The sequence below is a fragment of the Micromonospora sp. CA-249363 genome, assembly GCF_050950185.1.
In the GTDB taxonomy this organism is placed as follows: domain Bacteria; phylum Actinomycetota; class Actinomycetes; order Mycobacteriales; family Micromonosporaceae; genus Micromonospora.
The window spans coordinates 4,856,973-4,872,301 of sequence record NZ_CP192020.1 but is presented as its reverse complement, the minus strand read 5'-3'; the positions used below and the strand labels follow the sequence as shown (position 1 = coordinate 4,872,301).

The following is a 15,329-nucleotide window of genomic DNA, read 5'->3' as shown; positions in this document are numbered from 1 at the left end:
CGGCCCCCTCCCGCGTCGCGCGGAAGGGGGCCGGTCTGTGTGGTGCGTCGTGCCTCGTCTGTCGATCAGGCGAAGCAGTTCTCGATGGTGCCGCCCGGGATGGCCAGGCAGTTGGTCGGACGGTTCGCGGTGATGGCGGACTTGTCGTCCACGTTCACGTCTCCGAAGAAGCTGAAGACACCGCCCGGCGCGAAGGTGGAGAAGTTGTGGGCGACCTTCGTCTTCGACAGGTTGACCTCGCCGAAGATGTTGAAGATGCCGCCGCCGACCCCGATCGGGCCGATGGCCCGGTTGCCGACGACCTCGCTGTCGCGCAGCGTCGTGACGCTGAAGGCGTTGAAGAGCCCGCCGCCGAAGAAGCCGGCGGTGTTGTCCTTGATGCTGCTCTTCTCGAACGTGACAGCGCTGTCGAAGGCGATGGCCACACCGCCACCGACACCGGCGGTGCTGTTCTTCTCGATCGACACGTTGTGCAGGTTCAGCTGGCTGTCCGCCGCCGCCAGACCGCCGCCGGCGAGGACCGCGGTGTTGGAGACGAACTTCGTCTCGTACGCCGTGGTGTTGCCCTCGATGTCGAGGTAGCCGCCGCCGAAGCCCAGCGTCTCGTTGTCGGTGATCTCGGCCTTCTTGAGTTCGACCGTGCCGCCGTCGACGTCGTCGCTGAAGATCCGCGCGGCGCCGTTCGAGATGCCGCCGCCACCGATGATGGCGGTGTTGTCCTTGATCTTCGACTCCTCGACCTTGAGCAGGCCGGCGTTGAACACACCGCCACCGAAGAAGAAGGCGGTGTTGCGGGTGACGGTGCTGTGCCAGATCTTCGTGGTGCCGAAGTTGGCCACACCGCCGCCGTTGCCGCCGGACTGGTTGAGGACGACCTCGGACTCGATGATCTCGGCGCTGCCGCCCGGCTGCACCAGGATGCCGGCACCGTCGGTGGACTCCGGGTACTCCACCAGCGGCGTGACGGCGCCCGCCTTCGCGGTCGGCGCGGCCTTGGGTGTCACCTTCGGCGCCGCCGTCAGGCCCGCCTTCGGGCTGGCCTGCCGCGCGGTGAGGGCCTGGTCCAGCGGAGTGCCGGCCTTCACCTGCGCCGCGATCGCCTCGGAGTCCGAGTAGGACGCCCAGACGGCCGCCGGCTCGACGCCGTTGTACAGCTCAAGAGTCTGGCCACCCTTGATGGTCAGTCCCTTGATGGTGAGGTGCCCACCGGCGCCGACGTTGAGGATCCGGAAGTAGTCGGCCGTGGCCTCGCGGGCGATCGTGGTGTGCTCGCCCTTCAGGGTGATGTTCTCGGTGATGATCGGCAGGCCATTGCCCTGGTAGTCGTTGCGCGTCAGGTTGTAGGTGCAGCCCTTGGCCAGCTCCAGCACACCGCCGTGCTTGTTGTTGGCGAACACGATGGCCTGGATCAGCTTGTCGGTGTCGCAGGGCACCTCCTTCCCACGCTCGTGGTCCTTGTCCCGGTCCTTGTCCTTGTCCCGGTCCTTGTCCCAGTCACGACCCTCGTCACCGTGCTGGTCGCCGTCCTTGCTGACCTGCGCGGTGTTCCAGTTCAGGCCGACCGCCCCGGCGCTGCCCGCGACGCCCACCGCCGCGAGGCTGATCACGCCCGTCAGACCGGCCACGCCGCTGGCCAGCCAGAGCTTGCGGCGGCGTTTGGCCGTCGCCCGCTCGGAGGCTTCGTTGTTCGTTAGGTAGTTGGACATCGGAGCTCTCTGCCCTCTCCTCGTACCAGACAGGGTCGCCGCCCTCAGACGGTCGTCCCCTGCTACAAATCGGTTGTAGCTCCCAAAAACACCGTATGAGAATGTTCCTCGCCTCGCGGGCGTATCCGAAACAACCCCACATTCGGTTCATGTTGGCGCTGGTCGCCCGGTCGGGCACGCTCGACGCCGTTGGTGGCGGGGCGGCCCGGAGGCCCCGGCCGGGCACGCCGCCCCCAGGCGGGCCGTCAAGCCCCTGAACTGCCCAAATGGGTACGCCCCTCCGCGCCGCGATGGGCTCGGAGGGGCGCGCCCTCTATGTGGATCAGCCATTCGTTCCCGGTCAGAAGCAGTCGGGGACGTTCAGGCAGTTGGTGGGGCGGTTGGCGGACACGGCGGAGTCGTCGTCCAGCCGTACGAAGCTGAAGAGGCCGTTGGAGATCCCGCCCGGCGGCAGGGTGGCCACGTTGTACGTCACCTTCGTCCGTTGGACGCTGATCTCGCCACCGTCCGTGTTGTAGATGCCGCCGCCGCTGCCCAGCGGACCGATGGCCCGGTTGCCCGAGACCTCGCTGTTGCGCAGCGTGACGACGCTGTCCTCGTTGTAGAGGCCGGCGCCGAAGAATCCGGCGGTGTTCTCCTTGATGGCGGTGTCCTCGATCGTCGCGGTGCTGTCGGAGACGACGGCCACGCCGCCACCCACACCGGCCGTGCTGTTCCTGGCCACCGTGGCCTGCTTCAGGGTGAGCTGGCTGTCGGCCACGGCCACGCCGCCGCCCGCCAGGACCGCCGTGTTGTCGGTGACCTTCGTGTCGTGCAGGGTGGTGCTGCCCTCGACGTCCAGGACGCCGCCACCGAAACCGAGCGTCTCGTTCTCGGTGATCTCGCTCTTGTAGACCCAGACCGCTCCGCCGTCGACGCCCTCGGTGAGGATGTCGGCCGCGCCGTTGGCGATGCCGCCACCACCGACGATGCCGGTGTTGTCCTTCACCTTGGACTCGTCGACCTGGAGCACCCCGGCGTTGAAGATGCCGCCGCCGTAGCGGAAGGCGGTGTTGTGCGCCACGGTGCTCTTGCTGAGCCGCGTCGAACCGAAGTTCGCCAACCCGCCGCCGTTGCCGCCGGACTGGTTGTAGAGCAGCTCGCTGTCCAGGATCTCGGCCCGACCCCCGGGCTGTACGAGCACCCCGGCCCCGTCGTTGAAGCCGGGCTCCTCCACCAGCGGAACGACCGCCGTACCTGCCGCCGCCGGCGTGGCCGTGGTGACGGGCTTGGCGCCGACCGCCGCCTTCGCCGCTGCCGCCTTGGCCGCGGCCTGCTCGGTCGCTGCCTGCTTGGCCGCCGCCGCTGCGGCCTGGTCGGCTGCCTGGGTGGGCGTCGCCGCCTTGGTCGCCGCCGCGGCTGGTGCCGTCGGCTGCGCCGGCTTGGCCGCTGCCCCCTTGGCCGTCGCTGCCGTCGCCCCGGCCTTGGCCGCTGTGGCTGTGGCCGGCGTGGCCGCCGCCGTCGCCGGCTTGGCTGCCGCCGCCGTCGCCGGCTTGGCTGCCGCCGCCGTGGCCGGCTTGGCTGCCGCCGCCGTGGCCGGCTTGGCTGCCGCCGCCGTGGCCGGCTTGGCTGCCGCCGTGGTGGCCGGCTTGGCTGTCGCCGTGGCCGGCTTGGCTGTCGCCGTGGCCGGCTTGGCTGCTGTCGCCGTGGCGGCTTGGACGGAGGTCGAGTACGGCCCCCAGACCGTCGCCGGCTCCACCGTGACCGCCCGCTGGATGGTCTGCCCACCCCTGATGCTCAGGCCCTTGAGGGTGAGGCTCCCACCCGGACCCACGTTCAGGATCCGGAAGTAGTCGGCGTTGGCAGCGCGGCCGATGACCGTGTGCTCGCCCTTGAGGGTGATGGGCTCGGTGATCACCGGAAGGCCGTTGCCGTCCTGGTTCCGGGTCAGCGTGTAGGTGCACCCCTTCGCCAGTTCCAGGACACCGCCGTCGCCGCTGTTGGCGAACGTGATCGCCTGGATCAGCTTGTCCGAGTCGCAGGGCACCTGCCTGGCGCGGTCCTTGTCGTGGCGCTTGTCGTCACCGCCGCGATCGTCGAACCCGCTCCAGTCGTCGCCACGGGACTCCTCGTCGCCGCTTCCCCTGCTCTCGTCGGCGTTCCCGCCGGCGTCGCTGACGTTCTGCCGGTTCGTCGACGGCTGGGCGTCGGACACCCGGTCGGAGGCGGGCTTGTCGTCCCGCGCGGCGACACCGCCGAGGGCGGCCAGGCCCACCACCCCGGTCAGGCCGGCCACGCCGGCGACCCACAGCGCCCGTCGTCGTCGTGTCGGCGGCGCCGTGGAGGCCCCGCCCTCGGTACTCGTTATGTCATCGGACATCAGAGCCTTCCGCCCTTCCTACTACCAGACGGGGTCGCACCGCCCGCAGCGCCACGACCAGCTACAAATGGCTTGTAGCCTCTGATGCTCACCGTATGAGAACTATCTTCGCGAGGCGGACGTATCCGAGAAAACCCCGCATATGGCTCAGGTCAGGGCACGCGCCCGGTAAGGGGTCGGGCTGACAGGAAGGGGCGTGAGCAGGCCAAACGCCACGGAAGGCGGGTCGCCGCAGTCGGGTACGTGGAAGATCCACTCGGGTTGCTGGAAGACGCGGTGTCCGAGCGCCTTCGACGCCCCGACATCGAGGAAGCCGAGTCGATCACGGGCCGAGCGGGCCGGAGCGGGCCGAGCGGGCCGGGCGGGCCGGGCGGGCCGAGCGGGCCGGGCTGGCTGAGCGGGCCGGGCGGGCCGGGGCGAGAGAGCGCGCGGGGCCGGGTCGGACGTTGGGGCGTCCGGCCCGGCCCCGGGTCGTACGGGTGGGTCAGGCGGGCAGGCGGGGCCCGGCCTCGCGCTGCTCGGCCAGCCAGGTCTCGACCTCGTCGGAGGTACGCGGCAGGCCGGCCGACAGGTTCACCGCGCCGGTCGCCGTGACCAGGACGTCGTCCTCGATGCGGATGCCGATGCCCCGCAGCTCGGCGGGGACGAGCTCGTCCTCGGGCTGGAAGTAGAGACCCGGCTCGACGGTGAGCACGTAGCCCTCACCCAGCGCGCCGTCGCGGTACGTCTCCTTGCGGGCGTTCGAGCAGTCGTGCACATCGATGCCGAGCATGTGACCGAAGCCGTGCAGCGTCCAGCGCCGGTAGACCGAGGACTTCTCGTCCATGGCCTCGTCCACGCTCACGGGCAGCAGGCCCAGGTCGGAGAGGCCCTCGGCGAGCACCCGCATGCAGGTCAGGTGGACGTCCTTGAACTTCACGCCGGGGCGGATGGCGTCCATGCCGGCCTGCTGCGAGGCGTACACGATGTCGTAGACCTGGCGTTGCAGGGCGGTGAACCGGCCGTTGACCGGCAGCACCCGGGTCACGTCGGCGGTGTAGAGGTTGCGGCCCTCGACCCCCATGTCCATGAGCAGCAGGTCGCCCGGGCGGGTGGCGCCGTGGTTGTGCACCCAGTGCAGGATCGTGGCGTGCTCGCCGGCGCCGACGATCGAGCCGTACCCGACGTCGTTGCCGTCGTGCCGGGCGCGCAGCGCGAAGATGCCCTCCAGCAGCCGCTCGGAGACGGCCCGGTCGGCCGGCAGGACGCGGGCCACGTCCTCGAAGCCGCGGACGGTGGCGTCGATCGCGTCCTGGAGCTGGCCGATCTCCCACTCGTCCTTGACCAGCTTCATCTCCGAGATGGCGATGGCCAGCTCCCGGTCGCGGGCCGGCTGCCCCTCGGCGCGCGGCCCGTCGTAGGGGCGCACGGCCGCGTCCACCTGGGCGTCGAAACCGCGCAACACCCGGGTACGCCTCGGAGCGAGGTCGGCCAACGCCGCCTCCAGCCCGGTCAGGTCGGCGGTCGGCAGGCCCAGCTCGGTGGACTTCTCGCCGAGGGTGTGCCGTCGGCCCACCCACAGCTCACCGTGCCGGCTGCGGAAGAACTCGTCGGTCTCCCGTGACGAGCGGGGCCGCATGTACAGCGTCGCGTCGTGGCCCGAGCCGTTCGGGCGCAGCACCAGCACGCTGTCCGGGTCGTGGTCGCCGGTCAGGTAGGCGAAGTCGCTGCCCGGCCGGAACGGGTAGGTGGTGTCGTTGGCGCGGACCTTCTCGCCGCCGGTCGGGATGACCAGCGTCTCGCCGGGGAAGGCGGCGGAGAGCGCGGCTCGCCGCTTGGCGTAGTTGGGAACCTCGGGACGCGGCGTGACCGGGAGTTCAGTGTCGCGCCAGCCCTGCCGCATGAACGACAGGAACGCCTCCGGGAAGTCCGGATCGTGCGATTCCGTGCCGTCTGTCGGCGTACCGTCGGTGCGTTCCTCGGTCATTGCGCCGCTCCCTTCCGCTCGTGGCTGGTCCCGACGGTACCGCGCGCCCGGTTCGCGGTGGTGGGGGCCGGGAGCGCCCGGAACGACGGACGGCTGAGACGGGCCGACGGAGCGCGTGGAAAGATGACGACCATGTGCGGACTCCTGGCCTTCTTCAGCGCGAACGGCAACGCCGCCGCGCACCGCGACCACATCGCCGGAGCATTGGAATGCCTGCACCACCGCGGCCCGGACGAGACAGGGGTCGAGGTGGTCGGCGACGCGTCCGGCCGGTACGCGGACGGAGTGTTCGCCCACAAGCGGCTCGCCATCATCGACGTCGCGTCGAGTCACGAGCCGCTGCCCTACGCGAACGGCCGTTACCTGCTGACCTTCAACGGTGAGATCTACAACTACATCGAGCTGCGCGACGAGCTGATCCGGGACTTCGGGGCGCAGTTCGCGACCGCCGGTGACGGCGAGGTGATCGTCGCCGGCTACCACTACTGGGGCGAGCAGGTGCTCACCCGGCTGCGCGGCATGTTCGCCTTCGTGATCTGGGACCGGCAGGAGCGGCGGGCGTTCGGCGCCCGCGACTACTTCGGCATCAAGCCGCTGCACTACCTGGAGACCGCCGACGGCCTCTACCTGGCGTCGGAGAAGAAGGCGCTGCTGCCGTTCGCGCACAGCAACTACCAGGGCGACGCGGGCGTCGACGCGGCGAACCTGAGCCACTACCTGACCCTGCAGTACGTGCCGGAGCCCGGCACGCTGCACAAGGGCATCAGCCGGATCGGCTCGGGGGAGTACCTGACCTGGACCCCGGGCGGGCGGATCGACGTACGGCGGTGGTACCGGCCGGTGTTCCGGCCGGCGCCGGTCGACGACGAGCAGAAGCTCTACCACGAGATCCGCGAGACGCTGCGCGAGAGCGTGCGCATGCACATGCGCTCGGACGTGCCGGTCGGCTCGTTCCTGTCCAGCGGCATCGACTCGACCGCGGTGGTCGCGCTGGCCCGCGAGTTCAACCCGAACATCCTGACCTTCACCGTCGGCTACGACGTCCCGGGTTACTCGGAGATCGACGTCGCCCAGGACTCGGCGCGGCACCTGGACGTCACCACCATCCCCACCAAGATCGGTCCGCAGGACATGATCGACGCGCTGCCGAAGATCGTCTGGCACCTGGACGACCCGGTGGCCGACCCCGCGCTGGTGCCGCTCTACTTCGTGGCGAAGAAGGCCGCCGAGCACGTCACGGTGGTGCTCTCCGGTGAGGGCGCCGACGAGTTCTTCGGCGGCTACACGATCTACCGGGAGCCGCTGTCGCTGGGCACCGTCAACGGTCTGCCCGGCGGTGTGCAGAAGGGGCTGCGGGCGGTCTCCAAGGCGATCCCGCAGGGCGTCAAGGGCAAGAGCTTCCTGGAGCGCGGGACCACACCGATCGAGGAGCGCTACTACGGCAACGCGCGGATGTTCACCGAGGAGGAGAAGCAGCACCTGCTGCGCCGCTACGACCCCTCGGTGCGCTACACCGACGTGACCGCCCCGATCTACGCCGAGTGCACCGAGCTGGACGACGTCACCAAGATGCAGTACGTCGACCTCTACACCTGGCTGCGCGGCGACATCCTGGTCAAGGCCGACCGGATCTCGATGTCGCACTCGCTGGAGGTGCGGGTGCCGTTCCTCGACCGCGAGGTGTTCGACGTCGCGGCGAAGATCCCGGTGGACCTGAAGCTGCCGCCGCGCTCCGACGCCACCAAGTACGCGATGCGCCAAGCGTTGCAGGGTGTCGTCCCGCCGGCGATCGTCAACCGCAAGAAGCTGGGCTTCCCGACCCCGACCCGGGTCTGGCTGCGCGGCGAGATGTACGAGTGGGCCCGCCACGTGCTGAGCACCTCCGGCGCGGGTGACCTGCTCGACCTATCGTACGCGCTGCGGCTGCTCGACGAGCACAAGCGGGAGGAGTTCGACCACTCCCGCAAGGTGTGGACGGTGCTGATCTTCTGCATCTGGCACGCCATCTTCGTGGCCAAGACGCTCGACCCGGGCATCCAGCGCAACCAGTCGGCCCTGCTGACGAAGCCGGTGGTCGGCTCCATGGTCCGCTGACCCACCGACCCACTGACCTGCGGCCCTCGCGGCCCGGCCCTGTCGATCAAGAGGTTTGCGTCACCGGAAGCGCTCCGGATGACGCAAACCTCTTGATCATTTCAGCGGGACCTCAGCGACGGGCGCAGGTGACCGTCGGCAGGCTGTTCGTTCCTGTGCTGCTGGCCAGGAAGCCGAACGTCGTCGTGCCCTCGGGCGCGACCGTGCCGTTGTACTGGACGTTCGTCGCGGTCACCGAGGCGCCGGACGTCGTCTGTGTGGCACTCCAGATCTGGTTGATCACTTGTCCGCTGGGCCAGGTCCAGCTCGCGGTCCAGCCGGAGAACGGCGTACTGCCGTGGTTCATGATCGTGACTTCGCCCTGGAATCCGCCCTGCCACGAGCTGGTCACCTTGTAGACGGCCATGCAGTCACCGGTCGGCGCCGGCGTGGTCGGCGGCGGCGTGGTGGGCGGGGGAGTGGTTGGCGGCGGCGTGGTGGGCGGCGGGGTCGTGGGCGGCGGGGTGGTCGGCGGCGGCGTCGTGGGCGGCGGGGTGGTCGGGTTCGACCCGCCCGGACCCACACCGGTCACCTGACCGCTACCACCGTCGAACGTCACGTCGGAGCAGCCGAAGAAGTTCTCCTGCGAGTCCGAGCGCACCCAGCGGGAGTAGATGATGTGCCGGCCGCTCTTGCCCGACGGCAGGTTGCCGCTGAAGTAGTAGTGACCGTCGTTGGTGCCGACCGAGCCCCGCTGCGGCGGGTTGGTCACCGTCAGGAACGGCTCCTCCAGGTCGCTCCAGGCCAGCGCGCGGGTGGGGCTCCAGCTGTCCTTCGTCACGTAGAAGTAGAAGGTGCCCGGGTGGTGCGCCCAGTTGCTGTACTTGAAGTCCAGCCGCGCGCCGGACGTCAGGTGGGTCAGCGGCCAGTCGGTGCGGGCCAGGTCGTAGCCCCGGTAGCCGGTGTTGCCACCGCTGCACAGCTGACCGTCCGAGATGAAGCCGGTGGTACGGCCACCGGCGTCGGAGCGCAGCACGCTGAACCAGTTGTAGAGCGAGTTCGTGCCGCTCTGCGCCACGGCGGCGGCACACGCCGGGTTGTTCGGCTTGATCTCGCCGGTCTGGCTCATGCCGTCCTGCCAGCAGAGGTAGGTGCGGCTGCCCGGCGTCATCGCCGCGCCGTGCGCGGCCGCCGGTTGTGGACTGGACGCCAGGGCGACGGCGCCCAGCGCAAAGGTCAGGGCCGCGGTGAGCACTGCGGCCGTACGGGAACGGTTCACGGGTTCTCCTGACTCGCGAGGCGTGCCGCCCGGGCCGCCCCGCCGCAAGCGGATACGACGATCACCCTGGCGCGCTCCGGCAGAAGATGGGCCGGCGGACACGCGCCATCAACGGTCCTGTCCCTGGACCGGTGCCCTCGCGTCTAACCAACCCGGCAACCGGTGGCGCGGCAGCCCTCGCACCACCCGGTACGCGTCATCCCACCACGTCGCCCGCCACCCGCGCAATAGTCGTTCCTCGATGCGTGAAACGCGGCTGACCGGCGTCGGCTCGCCGGACTTCTATCCGGACCGGCGGCATTCTTCCTATAGTGATGGTCGGCGTCCCCACGGCGACGACGGCCCTTGCGCCGCAGGTCGTCCGCGTCGATCGGCGTACGCCAACCGGCCGCCGCGCGCCACCGGCCGCTGCGTCGAGCAGACGAAGGAGGCGGCAGCGCGTGCCCGACGTGTTCGACGAACTGCACCGCCGCTGCCGGGCGGGCGAGCCGGTCGCCGTGGCCACCGTGGTCGCCACCTGGCGATCCGCGCCGCAGCCGCCCGGCGCCACCATGCTCGTCGCCGCCGACGGAACGGTCACCGGCAGCGTGTCCGGCGGCTGCGTCGAGGCGGACCTCTACGAGCGGGCCCGCCACGTGCTCGACACCGGCGTACCGGAGCTGGTCCACTACGGCGTCAGCGACGACGAGGCGTACGCCGTGGGCCTGACCTGCGGCGGCCTGCTGGACGTGTTCGTCCAACGGTTCGACGGTGACGCCCTCGCACAGCTCGACGTGGTCGCCGCCGCGCGGCAGGCCGACGAGCCGGCCGCGATCGTCACGTGCGTGGCCGCCGATGCCGGTGACACGTCCGACCCGGCGGGGCGGCTGGGTCGCCGGCTGGTGCTGACCGGGCGGCGGGTGACGGGCTCACTCGGCGACGACCGGCTGGACGACGCCGCGGCCGACGACGCGCTCGGACTGCTCGCCGCCGGGCACAGCGGCGTCCTCCGGTACGGCTACCAGGGGCAGCGCCGGGGCAGCGGCCTCAGTCTCTTCGTGGCCGCGTACGCCACCGCTCCGCGGATGATCGTCTTCGGTGCGATCGACTTCGCGGCGGCGGTGGCGCGCATCGGCGCGTTCCTCGGTTACCGGGTGACCGTGTGCGACGCCCGGCCCGTGTTCGCCACCGGCCGGCGCTTCCCCGAGGCGCACGAGGTGGTGGTGCGGTGGCCGCACCACTACCTGCGGGACGAGGTCGACGCCGGCCGGGTCGACGGGCGCACGGTCGTCTGCGTGCTCACCCACGACCCGAAGTTCGACGTGCCGCTACTGGCGCTGGCCCTGCGCCAACCCCTGGCGTACGTGGGCGCGATGGGGTCGCGGCGTACCCACGACGAACGGCACAAACTGCTGCGCGAGGCGGGGCTCAGCGCCGAACAGCTCGACCGGTTGGCCTCACCGATCGGGCTGGACCTCGGTGGTCGTACCCCCGAGGAGACCGCGGTCAGCGTGGCCGCGCAGATCGTCGCGGCCCGCTGGGGCGGCAGTGGCCGCCCCCTGGCCGCGCTCGACGGACCGATCCACCACGCGGGCTGACCGCGGCGCTGGGCCTTCGCCACCCACCGGGCCGTGGGCTGTGCCAGCCTGATGCCAGACGGTCGTCGCGGCCGCCGACGACGAGGGGACTCTCATGGGGTACGCGGTGGTGCTCGGCGAGGCGCTCGTCGACCTGCTCGACGGCGACGTCGACGGGGAGCGGGTCTACCGGCAGGCCATCGGTGGCGGCCCCCTCAACGTCGCCGTCGGGGTGAGCAGGCTCGGCGGGGCGGCACAGTTCGTCGGCTCGCTCGGTGACGACGTGCTGGGCCAGCGGATCCGCGATTTCCTGAGCGGGGTCGGCGTCGGCCTGGCCGGTGCGGTCACGGTGGCCGCGCCGACCACTCTCGCGGTGGTGACGTACGCCGGTCCGGAGCCGGACTTCCGCTTCTACGGCGAGCCGCGCTCCTACGGCCTGCTCGGCCCGGACGACGTGGATCTGGCGCTGACCGAGGGCGCCGACGTGCTGTACTGCGGCTCGATCGTGCTGCTCGAGCCCGGCACGCTGGCCGCCGCACGCCGGGCCTGGTCGCTCGCCACCGGCCTGCGGGTTCTCGACCCGAACGTGCGCCCGCGACTGCTCGACGGGCCGGTAGCGCTGGACGGGCTGCGGCAGGTGGTGGCGGAGTTCGCCGCGGGCGCGCACCTGGTCAAGTTGAGCAGCGCCGACGCCAAGCTGCTCTATCCGGGTGAGCCGGTCGAGGGGGTGGCCGCGTACCTGCGGGAGTTGGGCGCGTCCACCGTGGTGGTGACGATCGGCGCGGCGGGTGCGGTGCTGGCCGCCGCCGAGGCCGACCCGGTGCGGGTGCGGGCGCCGAAGGTGCACGCCGTCGACGCCACCGGCGCCGGTGACTCGGTCATGGCCGCGCTCATCGCCGACCTGCTGCGCGACGGTGAGCCGTCGGATCCGGCGGGCTGGGTCGATTCGGTGACGTTCGCGCTGCGGGTCGCCGGCCTCGTCTGCGAGTCGCCGGGCGGAGCCACCGCGATGCCCACCCGCGCCGACGTGGAACGCCGCTTCGGCGTCTGAGGGCGGGTGACGGCTGGTTGACGCCCCTGTTATGTGAACGTTAACATCGGCGTCCGCCTATTTCCTGCGTGTTATCCGGGAGGCTCCGATGAGACTCGTCCTGGTACCACCGACATTCCGCCGCCTCGCCGCCCTGCTGATCATCGTGCTGGTGGCCGCGGGTGGCGTCGCCGCCGGCCCACCGAAGCGGGCGCTCGCCTGGGACAACGGCGTGGCCAGCACCCCGCCGATGGGGTGGAACAGCTACGACTCGTTCAACTGGAGCGTCACCGAGGCCGACGTACGGGCAAACGCCGACTACATGGGCGCCAACCTGCGGCAGTTCGGCTGGCAGTACATCGTGATCGACTGGGGCTGGTACTACCCCGGGCGACACAACAACAGCCCCAACCAGGACTCCAACCTGCAACCCCGGCTCCGGATGGATGCCAACGGTCGGCTGCTGCCCGACACCACCCGGTTCCCCTCCGCCACCGGGGACAACGGGTTCAAGCCGCTCGCCGACTACGTCCACGCCCAGGGCCTGAAGGTCGGGGTCCACCTGATGCGGGGCATCCCCCGCCAGGCGGTGGCCGACAACGTCCCGATCCTCGGCACCAACTGTCGCGCCAACCAGGTCAACAACAGCACCACCGCCAACTGGCTCAACCTCATGTGGGGCCTCAACATGTCCAACCCCTGCGCGCAGAGCTACCTGGACTCGGTGTTCCAACTGCTGGCGTCCTGGGGGATCGACTTCGTCAAGGTGGACGACATCGCCGCGCCGACCTACCGGCAGGCGGAGGTCGAGGGCTACAAGCTGGCGATCCAACGCAGCGGACGCCCGATGGTGCTGAGCCTGTCGCCCGGCGCGACCCCGCTGGCCAGTGGAAGCCACGTCCAGGCCAACGCGCACATGTGGCGGATCGTCAACGACCTGTGGGACAACTGGTCGTCCGTCGACGCCCTCTTCGACCAACTCCGCAACTGGACCCCGTACCGCGCCACCGGCGCCTGGCCCGACCCGGACATGATTCCCATCGGCCGACTGTCGAAGTACGGGCCGGTCGGATCACCCCGCTACTCCAACCTCAGCGCGGACGAGCAGCGCACCCTGATGACGCTCTGGGCGATCAACCGCGCGCCGCTGATGTGGGGCGGCAACCTGGTCGAGAACCGGGCCTCGGAGCTGGCGTTGATGACCAACGCCGCCGTGCTGGCCGTCGACCAGAACAGCGCCAACAACCGTCAGCTCACCGGCGGCACCCGGCAGGCGTGGACCGCCGACGTGCCGGGCAGCGCCGACCGCTACGTCGCCCTGTTCAACCGCGAGAGCGGCACGGCGAACGTCTCGGTCAACCTCGCCGACCTCGGCATCGGCTCGGCCACCGTGACCGACCTGTGGTCCGGCGCGGCCCTCGGCACGGTGAGCGGGACGCTCACCCGTTCGCTCCCGGCCCACGGCGCCGGGCTGTACCGGCTGACCCCGGGTAGCACCGTGCCCGTCCCGACCACGTACACCCTCGCCGCCCAGCACAGCGGCAAGCTGCTGGACGTCTCGAACAACGCCACGAGCGACGGCGCCGACATCGTCCAGTGGAGCGCGAACGGACAGGCCAACCAGCGGTGGCGGTTCCAGGACGCCGGTGGCGGCTACCAGACGGTGGTCAGCGTGCACAGCGGCAAGTGCCTCGACGTGTACGGGGGCGCGAGCGCCACCGCCGACGGCGTCCGGATCACCCAGTGGACCTGCAACGGGGGCACCAACCAGCAGTGGCGCGTCCAGGAAACCGGCACCACCGGCGCAGTGCAGTTGATAGCAAGGCACAGCAACAAGTGCCTGACCATCCTCAACGCCGCCACCACCGACGGCGCCCGCGCCGTCCAAAACACCTGCACCACCGCCACAAACCAACAGTGGCGCCGCACCACGGTCTAGTCCCGGGCCCCTGTCTCGCGCGGTCACACCCGCGCGCCGATCTTGCACTTTCTGTTGACAATAAGTCCCTTATCCGGGGCAATGTCGCCACAGAAAGTGCAAGATCGGCGCGGGTTGTGGCGTGGTTACGCGTCGCCGTTCAGCTCTGCGTAGCCGCGGTGGGCGGCGATCAGGGCCGCGCGTGCGCCGAAGGGCGCCTCGGCGGCCACCCGCTCCGGCGGCGCGCCACCGGTGTGCGCGGCCCGGATCAGCCAGGCCAGTCGTACCAGCTCGGCGTGCTGGGCGCGGACGAAATCGACGTCCACCGGAGCACCGTGACCCGGCACGACGACCGTGCCCGGCGTCGTCAGCCGCAGCAGGTCCGCGACCGCGTCCGGCCACTGCAGGGGGTACGAGTCCTCGAAAGCGGGCGGACCGCTCTGCTCCACCAGATCACCCGCGACGAGGACGTCCGCGTCGGGCACGTGCGCCACCAGGTCGGCGTCGGTGTGCCCACGCCCCGGGTGCCGCAGCAGCACCCGCCGGCCGCCCAGGTCGAGCGTCGTCTCCGTGTGCACGGTGTGCGTCGGAGCCAGCAGCGGGGTGTCGGACAGGTCGGCGGCCAGCTCCGGGTGCTCGGCGCGCACCTCCTCGTACGCCTCGCGGCGCAGCCGCTCCGGGTCGTCGCGGAGTGCGGCGGTGGCCCGCTCGTGCGCGTACACCGGGCGGGGTGGTTCGCCGGCCAGGACGGCGTTGCCGAAGCAGTGGTCGTAGTGATGGTGGGTGTTCACCACGGTCAGCGGACGGTCGGTGACCGCGCGGACGGCGGCGGCCAGCTCGGTGGCCTGCCCGGCCGAGGAGAGCGTGTCCACCAGCAGCGCCCCGTCGTCGCCGACGACGAGGGTGACGTTGACCCGCAGCAGGGGCTCGACACGCACGTACACCCGGTCGGCGACCTCCACGAACCCGCCGCTCACGACGCCCGCCCGGCCCGGTCGACGAAGCGTTGCCGGTCCACCACGAGGCGGTCCACCCGGCCCCGGGCCACCGTCTGGTCGCCGTCGGCGACGCTGACCTCGAACGACAACCGGCGACCGTCGACGGTCGTCAGCAGCGCCTGCGCCCGCACCGTGCGGCCCACCACCGTCGGCGCGAGATGCTCCAACTCGACCCGGGTACCTACCGTCGTCGACCCGGGCGGCATCGCGGTCGCCGTGGCCGCGACGGTGGCCGCCTCCGCGAGCGCGAGCGCCCGGGGTGTGCCCAGCACCGGTACGTCCCCCGAACCGACCGCCTGGGCGGTGTCCGCGTCGGTGACGGTCAGCTCGACCTGGGCGGTCAGACCCGGCGCGAGGGCCGTCTCGGGCTGCTCCTGCATGGTCGTCAGCCTAGGTCTTCGGAGACCCCGTCGAACACGCGCCCGGCGATCCCGGCGCCGCCCA

At 70.9% G+C, this 15,329-nt stretch carries 10 protein-coding genes; 4 read left to right on the top strand and 6 right to left on the bottom strand.

The annotated features are described in order from the left end of the window. Positions 1 to 65: 65 nt before the first annotated feature. The 3 genes from ACQPZK_RS21510 to ACQPZK_RS21500 form a co-directional block, all read right to left on the bottom strand. Positions 66 to 1,706 carry a hypothetical protein gene (locus tag ACQPZK_RS21510; RefSeq protein WP_433534729.1) on the bottom strand — a complete coding sequence of 547 codons (1,641 nt, stop codon included), beginning with the start codon at positions 1,704 to 1,706 and terminating at the stop codon, positions 66 to 68. A gap of 340 nt (positions 1,707 to 2,046) precedes the next feature. Further along, complete coding sequence (locus ACQPZK_RS21505; protein WP_433534728.1) at positions 2,047 to 4,065, bottom strand: right-handed parallel beta-helix repeat-containing protein; 2,019 nt, start codon at positions 4,063 to 4,065, stop codon at positions 2,047 to 2,049. 484 nt (positions 4,066 to 4,549) lie between these two features. Beyond that, positions 4,550 to 6,031 (bottom strand): aminopeptidase P family protein, encoded by a 1,482-nt coding sequence (locus tag ACQPZK_RS21500; protein ID WP_433534727.1) that lies wholly within the window; start codon positions 6,029 to 6,031, stop codon positions 4,550 to 4,552. A gap of 132 nt (positions 6,032 to 6,163) precedes the next feature. Between ACQPZK_RS21500 and asnB the strand changes: the two genes are divergently transcribed. Next, on the top strand, positions 6,164 to 8,125 hold the full coding sequence (gene asnB, locus ACQPZK_RS21495) for an asparagine synthase (glutamine-hydrolyzing) (protein ID WP_355052710.1): 1,962 nt from the start codon (positions 6,164 to 6,166) through the stop codon (positions 8,123 to 8,125). Positions 8,126 to 8,237: 112 nt separating this feature from the next. On the opposite strand, the gene ACQPZK_RS21490 is transcribed toward asnB, so the two are convergent. Beyond that, complete coding sequence (locus ACQPZK_RS21490; protein ID WP_433534726.1) at positions 8,238 to 9,383, bottom strand: lytic polysaccharide monooxygenase auxiliary activity family 9 protein; 1,146 nt, start codon at positions 9,381 to 9,383, stop codon at positions 8,238 to 8,240. A 440-nt stretch (positions 9,384 to 9,823) separates the two neighbouring features. Between ACQPZK_RS21490 and ACQPZK_RS21485 the strand changes: the two genes are divergently transcribed. From ACQPZK_RS21485 to ACQPZK_RS21475, 3 genes are all read left to right on the top strand, one after another. After that, on the top strand, positions 9,824 to 10,960 hold the full coding sequence (locus ACQPZK_RS21485) for an XdhC family protein (RefSeq protein ID WP_433534725.1): 1,137 nt from the start codon (positions 9,824 to 9,826) through the stop codon (positions 10,958 to 10,960). A gap of 94 nt (positions 10,961 to 11,054) precedes the next feature. Further along, the gene (locus tag ACQPZK_RS21480; protein ID WP_433534724.1) at positions 11,055 to 11,990 is read left to right on the top strand and encodes a PfkB family carbohydrate kinase; all 936 of its coding nucleotides are present in this window, start codon (positions 11,055 to 11,057) and stop codon (positions 11,988 to 11,990) included. Positions 11,991 to 12,078: 88 nt separating this feature from the next. Continuing rightward, positions 12,079 to 13,908: an alpha-galactosidase gene (locus tag ACQPZK_RS21475; protein ID WP_433534723.1), complete on the top strand. Its 1,830-nt coding sequence runs from the start codon at positions 12,079 to 12,081 to the stop codon at positions 13,906 to 13,908. Between the two features lie 125 nt (positions 13,909 to 14,033). Here ACQPZK_RS21475 and ACQPZK_RS21470 read toward each other — a convergent pair whose 3' ends face one another. After that, positions 14,034 to 14,864, bottom strand: a complete 831-nt coding sequence (locus tag ACQPZK_RS21470; protein WP_433534722.1) for an MBL fold metallo-hydrolase — start codon at positions 14,862 to 14,864, stop codon at positions 14,034 to 14,036. Beyond that, positions 14,861 to 15,265 carry a thioesterase family protein gene (locus ACQPZK_RS21465; RefSeq protein WP_433534721.1) on the bottom strand — a complete coding sequence of 135 codons (405 nt, stop codon included), beginning with the start codon at positions 15,263 to 15,265 and terminating at the stop codon, positions 14,861 to 14,863. The genes ACQPZK_RS21470 and ACQPZK_RS21465 overlap by 4 nt, the downstream gene beginning before the upstream one ends. Positions 15,266 to 15,329 lie beyond the last annotated feature (64 nt).

Bases quoted from the DNA above. Each gene is read 5' to 3' on its own strand.
- ACQPZK_RS21510 (WP_433534729.1), bottom strand. From the start codon at position 1,706: ATGTCCAACTACCTAACGAACAACGAAGCCTCCGAGCGGGCGACGGCC.
- ACQPZK_RS21505 (WP_433534728.1), bottom strand. From the start codon at position 4,065: ATGTCCGATGACATAACGAGTACCGAGGGCGGGGCCTCCACGGCGCCG.
- ACQPZK_RS21500 (WP_433534727.1), bottom strand. From the start codon at position 6,031: ATGACCGAGGAACGCACCGACGGTACGCCGACAGACGGCACGGAATCG.
- asnB (WP_355052710.1), top strand. From the start codon at position 6,164: ATGTGCGGACTCCTGGCCTTCTTCAGCGCGAACGGCAACGCCGCCGCG.
- ACQPZK_RS21480 (WP_433534724.1), top strand. From the start codon at position 11,055: ATGGGGTACGCGGTGGTGCTCGGCGAGGCGCTCGTCGACCTGCTCGAC.
- ACQPZK_RS21475 (WP_433534723.1), top strand. From the start codon at position 12,079: ATGAGACTCGTCCTGGTACCACCGACATTCCGCCGCCTCGCCGCCCTG.
- ACQPZK_RS21465 (WP_433534721.1), bottom strand. From the start codon at position 15,265: ATGCAGGAGCAGCCCGAGACGGCCCTCGCGCCGGGTCTGACCGCCCAG.